Origin of the sequence: Slackia heliotrinireducens DSM 20476 (assembly GCF_000023885.1) — a bacterium.
Taxonomy (GTDB): Bacteria; Actinomycetota; Coriobacteriia; order Coriobacteriales; family Eggerthellaceae; genus Slackia; species Slackia heliotrinireducens.
Genome location: NC_013165.1, coordinates 336,653 through 349,602, shown reverse-complemented (window position 1 = coordinate 349,602; position 12,950 = coordinate 336,653). Strand labels below are relative to the sequence as shown.

General features: G+C 50.6%; 11 protein-coding genes. 6 read left to right on the top strand and 5 right to left on the bottom strand.

Annotated features, from left to right (window positions below; translation table 11 throughout):
• The first annotated feature begins 4 nt into the window (after positions 1–4).
• Together SHEL_RS01420 and SHEL_RS01415 are read left to right on the top strand one after the other, a co-directional pair.
• Entirely contained in the window at positions 5–895 is an 891-nt protein-coding gene (locus SHEL_RS01420) for an SMODS domain-containing nucleotidyltransferase (RefSeq protein ID WP_012797467.1), read from the top strand.
• Positions 870–1,430 carry an SLATT domain-containing protein gene (locus tag SHEL_RS01415; RefSeq protein ID WP_012797466.1) on the top strand — a complete coding sequence of 187 codons (561 nt, stop codon included), beginning with the start codon at positions 870–872 and terminating at the stop codon, positions 1,428–1,430. Before SHEL_RS01420 ends, SHEL_RS01415 begins: the two co-directional genes overlap by 26 nt.
• Positions 1,431–1,994: 564 nt before the next feature.
• Here SHEL_RS01415 and SHEL_RS01410 read toward each other — a convergent pair.
• Positions 1,995–3,806 (bottom strand): GmrSD restriction endonuclease domain-containing protein, encoded by a 1,812-nt coding sequence (locus SHEL_RS01410; protein WP_012797464.1) that lies wholly within the window; start codon positions 3,804–3,806, stop codon positions 1,995–1,997.
• A gap of 175 nt (positions 3,807–3,981) precedes the next feature.
• Here SHEL_RS01410 and SHEL_RS01405 point away from each other — a divergent pair, with 175 nt between their 5' ends.
• Positions 3,982–4,785, top strand: a complete 804-nt coding sequence (locus SHEL_RS01405) for a hypothetical protein (protein ID WP_012797463.1) — start codon at positions 3,982–3,984, stop codon at positions 4,783–4,785.
• A gap of 302 nt (positions 4,786–5,087) precedes the next feature.
• Positions 5,088–5,363, top strand: coding sequence for an Imm70 family immunity protein (locus SHEL_RS15805; RefSeq protein WP_169304480.1), 276 nt, complete (start codon positions 5,088–5,090; stop codon positions 5,361–5,363).
• A 67-nt stretch (positions 5,364–5,430) separates the two neighbouring features.
• Here SHEL_RS15805 and SHEL_RS01400 read toward each other — a convergent pair whose 3' ends face one another.
• Together SHEL_RS01400 and SHEL_RS01395 are read right to left on the bottom strand one after the other, a co-directional pair.
• Positions 5,431–5,949, bottom strand: a complete 519-nt coding sequence (locus SHEL_RS01400) for a hypothetical protein (RefSeq protein WP_012797462.1) — start codon at positions 5,947–5,949, stop codon at positions 5,431–5,433.
• A gap of 459 nt (positions 5,950–6,408) precedes the next feature.
• Positions 6,409–7,608, bottom strand: coding sequence for an SAP domain-containing protein (locus SHEL_RS01395; protein WP_012797461.1), 1,200 nt, complete (start codon positions 7,606–7,608; stop codon positions 6,409–6,411).
• Between the two features lie 207 nt (positions 7,609–7,815).
• Here SHEL_RS01395 and SHEL_RS14120 point away from each other — a divergent pair, with 207 nt between their 5' ends.
• Positions 7,816–8,316 (top strand): hypothetical protein, encoded by a 501-nt coding sequence (locus SHEL_RS14120; protein WP_012797460.1) that lies wholly within the window; start codon positions 7,816–7,818, stop codon positions 8,314–8,316.
• A 77-nt stretch (positions 8,317–8,393) separates the two neighbouring features.
• Complete coding sequence (locus SHEL_RS01385; RefSeq protein ID WP_126513712.1) at positions 8,394–9,425, top strand: hypothetical protein; 1,032 nt, start codon at positions 8,394–8,396, stop codon at positions 9,423–9,425.
• Between the two features lie 562 nt (positions 9,426–9,987).
• Here the strand turns inward: SHEL_RS01385 and SHEL_RS01380 are convergent.
• Positions 9,988–11,526, bottom strand: coding sequence for a DUF6273 domain-containing protein (locus SHEL_RS01380; protein ID WP_012797458.1), 1,539 nt, complete (start codon positions 11,524–11,526; stop codon positions 9,988–9,990).
• Between the two features lie 138 nt (positions 11,527–11,664).
• Positions 11,665–12,924, bottom strand: a complete 1,260-nt coding sequence (locus SHEL_RS01375; RefSeq protein ID WP_012797433.1) for an IS256 family transposase — start codon at positions 12,922–12,924, stop codon at positions 11,665–11,667.
• Positions 12,925–12,950: the final 26 nt, after the last annotated feature.

Sequence of the window (12,950 nt, the reverse complement as noted above, 5' to 3'; positions counted from 1 at the left end):
TCGATTGGCTACCTATCCAATAGCTAAACAATTCGAAAGATTCTGCGGAAACCTAGCGATTTCATGCGATACGCTAGCTGTGATTTCATACCGTTACCACTCGATAACGAAACGCCTCAATGCAGATTTCTGGGACTCTAGTTCAGACGAAGCTCATGGTCGATATGTGGGGTCTTATGGTCGTGGAACACGTATCGACGGCAGCGACGTCGATATTCTCTTCCGATTTCCTTACAACATGTATGTCAAATACGATGCATACGCATCAAACGGACAAAGCGCGCTGCTCCAAGCTGCAAAGATGTCGATAGCGACCACCTATCCCTCAACGCGTCTTAAGGGCGATGGGCAAATCGTTGCCGTGGATTTTTCGGACGGGATCAATTTCGAGGTCCTTCCTGCCTTCGAGTGTGAAGACGGAAGCTATCTCTTTCCTGACTCCAACGGAGGCGGCAGATGGAGAGCATGCGACCCCGTTGCAGAAATCAACGAGCTGAACTCTATGGACGAAGCATGCAATGGCAACCTTAAGAGGCTATGCAAAATGGCAAGGGCGTGGCGAGAAGCTAATTCCGTATCAATCAGCGGCATTGCGATTGACGTGTTCGCTTACAACTTCATGAAGCATTACAGCCACCGTGATGACGGATACATATTCTACGACCGGCTAACTAGAGACTTCTTCGCATATGTGGCTAATTTAGATGCGACGCAATCGACATGGAAGGTCTTCGGAAGCGGTCGATACGTTACCACCTCAGGGTATTTCCGCAACAAAGCGGCTGCCGCGCGAAACAAGGCGATCGAAGCAATCAAAGACCAGGATAATGGCTATATGCATGCGACAAATGACGCATGGAAGGAAATCTATGGCTCACGATTCCCAAGACTATAGGGAGGCTCTGAAAAACCAGATACGCGACGAATATGGACGGTTGACCTACACATACACCTGCCACAACAAAGACGCCGCGTTTTACGCCATTGGCGAAAAAGCGATCAGCTGGCTTCAGCTTGTGTTGTCCGTAGTGTCAACCTGTTCGGTAATGAGTCTTCTCGTTTCTGACGGGAAGGTACAACTTTGGATTGCCGTTGTTGCCTCAGCGGTTCTTGCCCTCATCAGCGCGTTTGACAAGGAAAAGAATTTCACGGCTAAAGCAAACTCCCATACAGAGGCAGCAAACCAGATTTGGTTGATCCGCGAGAAGTACATTTCATTGATTACGGATTTCGACATTCTTACGGACCAAGACGTACGCCAGGCCAGAGATGCATTATTGCTGGAAACCAGCGGTGTTTATAGCAGCACTCCGAAAACAACGCCGCGAGCGTACAGAGCGACACGAGTCGCATTGAAAAACGATGAGGAGCAATTCTTCACTGATGACGAATTGGACAAGCTGCTACCGAAAGCTCTGAGACTCGGTTAGCAAGGGTCTGAGATCAAGCGCCTTAGATAGGAACATAATGAAGCCCCAGGTTATCAAACCCTGGAGCGAAGTCTTTCGCCGACGGCGCAATCGCGTTGATAGAGTGGAGGATGAGCACCCCACCCTCGTCGATGATGAGCACACCACGATGTCGTAGCGGACATCGCCACTGCCCATATAGAACACGGTCAGGTAAGCTATGGTGATGAGTTCGAATGTCTTGCGGCCCAACACGCTCAAATTAAATAACATAGGCCGACACCTTTGGCGAGTTCGCCCATAAGGCTAATTTCACTGCATGTTCGATCAATAACGCGCCGAAATGACGCCCATGGTAAGATAAGGGTAGTCAGAATCGTTAACTTACGCAGCCATCAGAAAGGCCGTCAAATCAATAGGGATGGTGCAATTGCTATTGCCGGAAGACCACCTGTATCTATTGAATCCGCCAGCACCCCTGTTACTCTGATCAGCTTAATTGCTTGCCAAAGAGCATTGAATAGGCCTTCAACCCCAGTGGACACTTCTCTTTTAAGACTTAACAACGCAGGTTCTCCGAGGAAATTACAGTCCTTTGAAATACGCTTCTATTTTCTTTGCCATCAGACGCCTACGCGCAGCAAGGAATGCCTCGTAATCTTCTGCGCCCATGCCAAAGATTCCCTCCGGAATGCAGTTATCTGTAAGGTTCGTCATCAATGAGTCGCTATCCGTTAAGTCCCCAAAGTATTCAGACCCTGATAAGCAAGCGTTTTTTGCCTCAGTGAAGTATTCGCCAGGCTTGCGGTCAGCAATCTTAATATTGATGCGCTTCTCAAGGTAAGCGTAATTCGCCACCTGGTTATAAAGGCTCTGCGGAGCATTGATCTCTTTCTTGAGATAATTCCGCGGAAATATATGATGGATGTCGCCGATAGTAGCCACCACGTCTGAAACCTTGACTCCACCGGAGAACAATGTGTTCGCCGCTTCTTTTACTTGACTTGCCACGTAAACAAGCCATGCACCCGTACGAGTACTCGTTGTTTCAAGCTTCTGCGGAAGCTCTACTTGCCAGAACGTATCAGATAGCCTTGCAGCGACTACGTTCTCGTATACCGTAAAGAAACCCTGTTCAGCAATCATGCGGATATCGCGATCCATCACTGTTTCCGAAGACCCCGAATAACGGCCCGTAAGCACCGACATGACATACCAGCGCTGCACCCAACGCTTTACGTCCGTCGACGGGATGTCCTTATTCCTTCGCAACGTTAGATAGAGGTTGTAGGCGAAATTGACCGCACCCTTTGAATAGATTATTTGAGGCGAAATGAAGCCCGCAGAACGGAGCGAAAGCACGAAGTCCTGAAAATTATTACGATCCATGAATCGGAGCACGCCCGCTTTCAGGCGTTCAAAAGACTCGTCAGCTATTTCTCCCTTATAATCTCGTGCTTCAAAGTCACGTCCTGAAAGGAGAGCAACCAAGTCCGGCAACTTTCCTCGCCCGAACTCATGCATGAATGCCACACGCAAAACGTCGTTATAGTCAGGGTCGTATATATTGTCGTGATCGCTCTTCAGCCACTCGGCTTTCTGCGCGTATTCGCTAGCCATGTATTCAGGATCTCGATCGGAGACGATCGACCAGAATTCTGGCTTCACAGCAAGATGACAGTAGTAGTCAATCGCCTTACGGAGCATCGATCCGCCATGGGCCTCATCAGCTGCAATCTTAGACATGGCAAAGTCCGCTTGGGACAAAACGGCACCCTTGGAGTTGATGCGAATGAAAATGTCGGTAACTTCATCAATGGTGCAGTCTGCATCAATAACGATGCATCCAAGCTGCCTGGTTGCAATAGCCCTGATATCTGTGAGTTTTGCATCGAGCAAATCGGGGTCGCACTCGGGATTCTTCCCACAGTAATCGTTAATGAACCTGAATGTGCTGAAATCTTTTGAGAAGAATGTAGCAATGTCGGAAACCCACTTACTATCCTTTTCGATAATCGGCGTCAGCACCGCAAACGGCGTGTCCTCACCTTCGTAGAGAGGATTGAACGCGATCTTTATACGCTTGGATTCGTAGTCGTCGTTCAAAACCTTTAGACCCGCAAGCGCCGCCATCAACGCAGTAACTCGCTGCTGGCCGTCAATAAGAACCGTCTTTCCCTCAGACGTCCCGCCACCCTTGACCTTTACGTCTGGGTTTTTCCAGGTAATGAGGTAGCCGGTTGGGTATCCATGATAAAGCGAATCCACAAGATCGCGAACTTTTGTGCTGCTCCAGACAAACGGCCTCTGAATTTCAGGAATAGCAATATCCTCCGACTCGATAAGCCCTAAGATGCTCTGAACCGAGTAATTGGTTACTGAATAGCGATCCTTCATTCTAGCTCCTCTTACTTGGCTCTTGGATCTCACGTGTATCTGCTCTGAACCTGAATCCAACAGACGCAACGAATCCCATTCTAGCATTGAGTTCTATTGGAAACGCTTCCAAGCTAAATATAGAATAGACATTGCTTTAAGTCTGCAAGTACACGATTCAGGACAGCCGTTGAGCATGGATGACAGCACTTTTTGCGATAGCGTTTTTCAATCTTGTGAGATAGACGGTGGTGGCCCCATAAAAAGCCGTTCGCACTTAACGAACCATATTGGATATCTGCTCCGACACAACAATGGAGTGTCCTATCTAAACGAGTTCACAGAGTACAACCTTGCGGCAATTCATTCCGAAACAGGCTGGAGCATCGTTTCAAACTGGGAAGACGAGCCTGTTCGTAATGACACATATCAAACCATATTGAAATACGCCTGGAACGCTACGCGTTGGGAGATACTCTGGTTATTCCCAGATGACCAGACTGTTCCAGAGGAATTGATTCCCAACAGCACGCTTGAAGGCAGGATGGATCTGCTCAGAGAGGCGGCTGCTGAATGGGCAATTTCCCTCAAAGACGAACTCTTCTTCAATCACACCGTCTGTCTGGTATTGCATTTGGACGAAGATCGGCCTCACGTACATAGACTTGTTGTTCCGAAGTTCTGCGCGAGCAAATCGTCCATAGCAATGCCAACCAACTCGCCCGATTATGCACGAACGAAACATGATGATAGTCATGCCTGGCAGTTGTTTGCAAGAGGAATTCCGAAAAACGAGTACGTTAAGCAATGGCTCATTAAACGAGACAACAACAAATGTGCGTGTTGCGGCAAGCCACTGAGAAAAAGTGCAGTGGTAAACCATATCGATTATGACCACGAATGCGAATTCGATGGCATGCAGCTACTGCACCGCCCCGGCATCCCCGACACGATTCCTGATTGTGAGCTATGTCACGAAGAGCAGCCCGAACTGTTCTAAGACCGCATGTCACGATTGGTAATTGTGCACGCCTCTTGCAACGGATGGATCGAGCATGGCAGCAAGAGAGCACTTATCGACAATCCAAAAGAGAAATAGCACTATTGGCCCTAATCGTCGGCCAGCAACGGAACTAAGCTTTGTGGGTTGAGTATAGGGTATCTGAAGCTTGGTAAATTGTTAAACGACCTAAACCAACCTATCCTCGAGCATGCCTCAGTACTGCGTCGCCTGAGCCTGCTGCCAATCTAACCGACAACGAAGAAGCTCATTCCGACACCAACGATCATTATCTTGGCGAAGTGACCAACGCCAGTCCCAGTTCCGTCAAAGATGCCCTGGAGACGGCACGACAGATAAACCTCATCAGGGATGGGCTTTCTCAGGTTTTGCCATCCGATGCTATTTATGACATCAACAATCCCGAAACCCCCACCCCTTGGGCAGGAAACATTAGCCCAATCGTTACTTCTTGCGGCAATTTGTACCTAACGTCAGACGGCAAAGACTTATTGTTTGAACTAGTCAGCATCCTGACCTACTGCGCCTATGTAGGTACATCCGTCTCACCCGCATAGCTTAAACAGCATTGGGGAAGATAGTCAGAACGCCTCTTCCCCAATGCTGCTTCATTTCGCAATGATTTTACTTACTCCACCATGCGGATCTGCCACCGGTTGTTTTACCGCCGCCTTTCTTGTAATGAAAAGACAACCCGTATCGAGATAACTTACTGAGCTCGCTTCCTATTTCTTTACCGCCAACAACCCATAAGGCTCCCCCGACATCACGCTTATCGATGTACTCGAGATTCGCAGCCTTAAGAACATCCAACGGCCCTTTGTTTTTCTTTTCGGGCTTCTGCTTTGGCAACTTGCTCTTTTTGACTTTGGGTGCCTTCTTTTTGGACTTCTCTTTCTTCTTTTCCAAATACTCCTGATACTCAGGCGTGTACTCGACACCCCCATGACCATCCAAGCGATAGTTGGCGTACTTTTTAAACTGAAATAGATCGCAGTGGCCTATAGGCGATGCAAACCTAGTTCTCGCAGCGCATCCACCTTTCTTTTTCCATCGCACGCAGTTGGCGCAAATCTCTTGCTGGTTGTATCCGCCGAAATGATGGACGATCGAACCTCTATAGTAGTCGTGCTGATATGCCACCTTGGCTTTCGCCTCCTCTAGCGATGGTCTTGCCGAAATACAAAGTCAATATTCAACAGGTACTTCATCATTTTTCGTAAGCTCAACTGTACCATTCTTGGCAGCAAGACCATCTATGAGAATGCGTATTGAAAGTTTGCGGGCGCGTAAACGGAACCGATGCGGATTCGATGACAATCATCGCCGCCGCAACCACTCGCTCCTACCCTATTTCTCTTTCACAGTGCCCTTCCCCATCTCTAACCTAGACCATTTCGGCCCGCCCCCCAATTCCCGCGCCCCAAGTCCACACGGCGAGCAGGCTGGCGGCATCCCCGCACGCGCGACCCTAATACGGTAGCGCCTCGGGCCCTGCTGCGGGGCGCGAGGGAGGGCAAGCCTCGACAACATTAGCGCCGTGGCGTGCCAGCAACCACGACCGGGCGGCACAGAACTAATTCAGGAGCGGTAACGCCGCAACTAGCATTTCATACCCATTGCCGTAAGGGCCTTCTTCCCGACTTTGCGGCAGAGAGCTTCAGCCTTTTGATTTTCGCCAGAAAGCTCGAGAATCACGAAGTCTGCGGCCTCGATAGGCGACATAAAGCCGCCGTGTTCGGCACGGTTAAATGACCTAATTAGGGCTTCTCTAAAGTCATCGTCGCTTATGCCGGCCTTTTCTTTAATGCGCATTACTTCCTTCGCGGCGAAATCCCCAACACTGCAATCACGATAGAAATCCGAGAGATAGGTGCTCAGCTGATTTCTGGATATCTTGTCCCTTCCGTATATCAGCCTAGCGTCGTTGGCCATTCCCAAGCCGGCATGAACGTTAATTCTCTCGAAGAGGTATTGGAAATAGAGGTCTGAGGCATTTATGTACGAAGAACCTTCTTCTTCGACGAATAGAGCCATGGATCTCAAGCATTCGCAGAACTCTGCTGTGGTATAGAACAGATTGTTTTTCTTCCGCAGTGCATCTGGTGAAATGTTCTTAACTTTCGCAAGTGAAGCCGTTGTTGTAACAATTTCCAAGGAAAGTGCGTTCTTCTTATCATCGAGCTGATGGTAGAAGATGTCTCTGTACTGCATTTGCGGATGAGCTAAACATATCTCGCTCATTTTCCAAAAGTCAACAAATGATGTGTCATAGCCGTGGTCAGCCATCATGAAGCCAACGTACGCATTCCGAGATACAGCAGCGCTTCCCGACTCGGTAAGACGCCACATACGCGCCGAAACGAGACCTTCGAGTCTGCCATCATCAGCTTCGGATATGGCCGCTATGATATCCGCTTTTTTGCCGCTCTGCTTCGCGCCTAGAATCTTTGCAATCTCCTTGAGCTCGCCAGCTTTCATGCTGGATAGGGCGCTCTTTGCATCGCCAACCGCGACGAAGCCCTTGTACTGCAAGTTGTCTAGCGTCTTTTTCGGGTTCGTTACGCCATATGCTGACAAGCTTTCAGGAAAGCGTTCAGAGCCGACTATGAGCGAATCCGCAATATTCAGCATGGCAATATCGCCAGGATAGAGGCCTTCAGCATCGGGCTTTCCTTTAGGATGGAGCTTTGCGGGCTTGCTTGCCTGCTTGCTCGGGTTTTGAGAGATCGTCTTTTGCGAAACTACAACCTGCGGCTGTGACGCAGGTTTTTTTGAAAACAGCTTTGAGAACAGTCCCATTGCTACCCCTTTTCCAAAGAACTCGTAACAAATTCAATTATACGCGCAGCATGGAAATCAAATCAGCATTCTGCGCCGTGTGTATGAGCATATTGGAACGCATAAAAGCGATGTGAAGACACCTTGTGACAGCCGAATAGATTTACCGCATCAGGTAACACGGGCGGTCTAAGCTTGCCGCCCCCGATTACGGAGAGGCGGTTTGAAATGGCTCGTGAGTACGATGGCGGGACGCAGGCAGCGGCGCAGCAGCAAACGTCGGGGCAGGCGGACGCGCAACAGCAACAGCAAGCGGGGCAAACCCAGCAGGCGGACGCGGGCGTAGGCAAGCACGCGAAGACAGACGGTGACGGCAACCCTGTCGTGAACGACAACGGTGGCGCAGCGCAAGGCAAGCACGCAGCCGACGGCGCTTACCAGGCGGCAATCAAGCAGCGCGACGCGAAGATTGCAGAGCTCGAGGCTCAGATCGCGAAGGCTGCCGAGACAAAGGAATCCGCTGAGAAGCTCACCGCTGAGATCGCCGAGCTGAAGCAGCAGAGCGCAGACGAACGCGTTGCTTGCGAGCTTCGGCTTGCGGGCGCTCGTAACGTGACAGCTGCTAAGGCGCTCCTTTCCGAGCACGACGGCGACGTGAACGCGCTCAAAGAAGCCGAACCGTGGCTGTTCAAGGCTGCGGACGCGAAGAACGACAACTCGCGTCTATAGTCACGAGTATTTGCCAGCCGCAAGGGCTTACCGATACAGAAGCGCATGATGAGCTAACCGAGGCATGGCGACTGTGGATGGATGGCGGCGAAGCAACGCCAACACTGAAAAAGAGCGTGATGCTGACACTTGCAGGAATTCCAGAGCTTGGAAACCTTGCTCAGAAATACTTTACCTGTGTAGACAAGCTTGAGAACTCGTATTACCTATCACGCCCAGAAGCAGTAGAGGTATTAGAGAATGCGGCGCTTATATCGCGACTAAGGGGCACGTGCAGCCTGAGCTACGGAAGGATATCGTCGGTTGTGGGACTCGATCAATACCCATGGAACGTAATTGAGTCCGTTGCAATGAGCATGGGTTACAAGAGTTCAAACGATAGCTTCACGAAGAACGACATCGAAGAAATGTACGATTCCGATGCAGATTACGCTAACCGGTTCTATGGCAACGACACGGAGCAAGAAGCGATTGAAACACTAAGCACAGCCCTTGCGCGGCTTGACGTAGACACAGTCATAGCTGACGACCTGGAGAGGCTGTTTGAAATCTCCTTTGACCCGCATCGCGTAATCTTGCATTTCGAGCTATCTACAGTAAAGAAATTCGACAAACTACCTGGTGAAGTAATCTATGAGTTCTCGCCACGCGGCGGGGGGTTGAACAGACTATGGGAAGAATATGAAGCAAACGCAAATGAGCCATATCTAAACAATGCTAAATCGGTGTATTCCCTTGATTGGTCTTGGGCGAAATCTAAATACAATCGTCCTAATAGGGAGCTAGGCGACGGGCCATACAGGATGATGGAGATTTTCGAAGTACTCGGAAAGCTCGCTTATCCGACGCGAAAGTACGTAGCGCGCCTAATAAGAGCATTAATGGTTCGCCATCAACAAATGACGGTAACGGAACCGGCCAAGATGCCAAAGCCAACGGAGGAAACAATTGACCGGTACCTTGCGAATGTGGCAGCTGCAAACACGGCAACAGGTGGCACATTCGAGCAGCGTGCTGTAGATTATGCTGTATCGATTCAATACCGTGAAGACCAATACAGAATTGCAGGAATCGGATCGTCCGTAAACGAAACTAATCTTTCAACTTAAAAATTTGGGGACGTTGAGTGTATCGACGTCGAAGCACGAAATGTCATTGCATTTGAACCACATGGCGGAAGCTTGTCTGACGTTTACATAGACGGTCACATCAATTTATTAAACCGGATAATTCCGCTTCGGCTAAGAAGCTGGAAGCCGCATATGGTCAAGGCGACTGGACGCTTACAGTGATATTCCTGTCGCATAACAATTCGAGGATAAGCACGCATGAAGATGGCGAGTCAATCTCATATGGCCCTATAACTGTAACGTTCAAATACATGCTGTTCTCGGAATTCTTAGCAACGCCAATCAAGCAGGTGAAAAGCAACACTGAGTTAGCGATTTTCAAGAGTGTAGTGACGGACAGGATATCGAACCTTCCAAATAGTTCATACCTTAGGGAAGCTTACCTTGTCGCGATATAGGCGCTTTTATGCCGAGCAGGAAGAAGACCCCAGTGAAGCTGCAGGCGAAAAAGCGATGTAACTACCGTTGTTAGAGTCGGGCATATTCAACCAGCGGTAAACGCCTGACTCTAACAACACTTTAACAGCGAGTGAAACGAGATTTAAGGAAGCTTAATCCAGACTGCGGGCCTGATTCCAAAATTAGCCACTGCAGTGTATCCGCGCCAGTCAACATGACCTTGCGCGCTCACTTTGAAGGCATAGCTGTCGACATCCCTGCTGAATGAACGAAGATGCCATGCTGTGGGATCGCCTGTTTGCATGCAAATCCTATCATCGTCATCGCTGAAATACTTCGAAGCCTCAAACGGGTCTAAACAAAAGACCTTATCAATTGTAATTTGCGGCGCATATTCCGTATGACGAAGTAAATACGTATCATCGAAACTTGTTGCGTTCTTAATAAAGGCGTTGTCGTGAGTAATGTTCTTCTTGGAAAGAATTCTTTGCGCAGATTCCTCGTCCATCTCGTCAATAAACTCACCATTTAGCCAATTGCGAACAGGAGAGTTTTCCCAATTGATAGAGGGGTTTCTTTCTATACTGTCTATTGTTTTGCCAGTATAACTTGCATCACGCACGATATTTTCTGTTATCAGAAGAGCCGCATCATCCGTAGCCACCAGCACGCGCCAAAGATAACCACCGAACGAAATATTCCTTGTCGCGCCAGCTCGTATATCTTCAATATATGAAATTTCAAATTCGGGGAACCAATTATGAGCTTTTGCTTCCGATGGCGTTACATTACCATCTATCCACATAGCTGGACGATAGTCAATACCATCAGCGTAGCGATCAACTCCATAACTGCCTGCAGTTCTGCCATATGCGCTGCCCCACATACCATCGCTAACAGAAACGTTACCGTAGCAAACGACAGCATTGCTATCAGTCATATTGTCCCACCCAAGACCATGGAACATAGTTACTCTGCGGAACCCCGGAGACCTTAAACCCCATGTTGCAGCATAATAACTATCTTTGTAGCGAGCTATTCTATCGCGTTTATTCCAAAAATACTTTTCAACTTCATCTACACTAAGAGAAAAGACTTTATCCCAGGTCGTGCACGCAGGAACCTGCCAATTACTCGGATAATGATACCAATAACGCTCTGTGCCTGCTGTATAAACTTCAGACTCGATGATACGTGCCTTAATAAACAAGGGAACACTATCCAAGTAAGTGCTATTCATCCATTTTCTAATAACGCTATCTTCCCAAGTAATGTAATTACCCGGAATAGAGGCAACGTCATCCATTTCAAGGCTTCTCTCGCGCTCGTCAGAGATATTGTAATCACGGCTCATTGCATAACGAGACATGATGAGAATACGACCCCTTGACTCATCTCTTTCGAGCACAACCCAATCATCTACAAGAGCTTTATTTTTCTGAGCGTATGCGCCAAGTCTCGCTTTGACCTTTTCAGATCCGAATCTAACCGCTTTTGAATAGTTTGCGCTTTCGGTTATATCTTCAAAATCGAACGCGCTAACATAAGAAAGCTGATCCTCGCTAGTAACGTGCTTTTCGACCATCAATGCGGCAAGATAGGCATTACCGTCTTCAGGATTACTGTTAAGCGCCTTTTCAACAAGCTCATTCGCTTTCAAAAAATCTCCGTCTTCGCACATTAAATATGCTCTACGAACGATAGGATTAGGTAGTGCGCCGATTGTTGGTGTCACGACTGCGTTTGCGAGGTGCGGGCTTTAGCCCGCCCGAGCAAACGCAGCATCACCCGGAACCGGTTACATCCTACACCATCCGCATCACGCAGCCCTTCCCAGTTTTTCCTCTATTGCCGTCATGACTCGGACCCTGGCGAGCTCGACCACGTCTTCGGGGATCGGGGAGCGATCGGGCTCGGACCGGCGGACGTCCTTGAGCGACGCCGCGTCGATGAAGTTCATCTCGAGCCACTCCTCGTTGACGTCGATGAGCACGGACCCCACGAGCCGCATCATGGACTCGACCGACGGGAAGACCCCGACGACCTTGGTCCTGCGCTTTATCTCCTCGTTGGCGCGCTCCTGCACGTTGTTGGTGCGCAGCCTCACGTGGTGCTCGTAGGGGAAGTCGAGGTAGGCCAGCGCGTCGGGCTCCGCGTCCTCCAGCAGCTCGCCCGCATGCGGCTTGAGCGCGGCTATGCGCTCGGTCGCCTGGCGGTACGCCGCCCGGACGAGCTGGGGGTCGCGCTCGGCGAACACCGCCTTCATCGCCGCCGTGGCGACGGCCTTGTCCTCCCTCTTCGAGAACCAGCCGGCCACGTTGCGCTCGAGGTGCACGATGCAGCGCTGCCACGCGGCGCCCTGGAAGACCTCCGCGATCGCCTGCACGAGCCCCTCGTGGTCGTCCGAGACGACGCACCTGACGCCGGTCACGCCCCGCTTGCGCAGGCCGCGCAGGAACGCCTTCCACGACACGGCCGACTCCGTGTCGACCACGCCGAAGCCGACGAAGCGGCGCGAGCCGTCGTCGCCGCAGCCTATGGCCGTGACGACGCCCTTGGACTGCACATGGCCCTCGTCGCGGCAGCTGAGGTAGGTGGCGTCCAGCCACAGGTAGGGGAACTCGACGCCGTCGAAGCGCTCCGCGTTGAGCGCGGCGACCTCCTCGTCGAGGTCGGAGGTCATGCGCGAGACGCGCGAGGGGCTCAGGGACGCGAACTCCAGCGCGTCTGCGGCCTTCTCGATCTTGCGGGTCGACAGCCCCCGCACGTAGACCTCCTTCACGACCGCGATCATGGCGCGGTCCACGCGCGAGTAGGGCCTTATCAGCTCGCTTGGGAAGTACGTCCCCTCGCGCAGCTTCGGTATGCGCAGCGTGATCTCGCCGAGCACGGTGACGAGCTTGCGCTCGCGATAGCCGTTGCGGCGGTTGCCCTCTCCGCACAGCTCGTCGGCCTGCCAGTCCATGATCTGGTTGACCGTCGCCTCCAGCTGGACCCTCGCGAGCTCGACGAGGTCTATCGTTCCGTCCTCCCTGAACGGGAGGTTTTTCAAAGCTTCCTTTTCCTGTAGAGTGTCCATGGTGGCCGTTGCCTTTCTCTCGAATC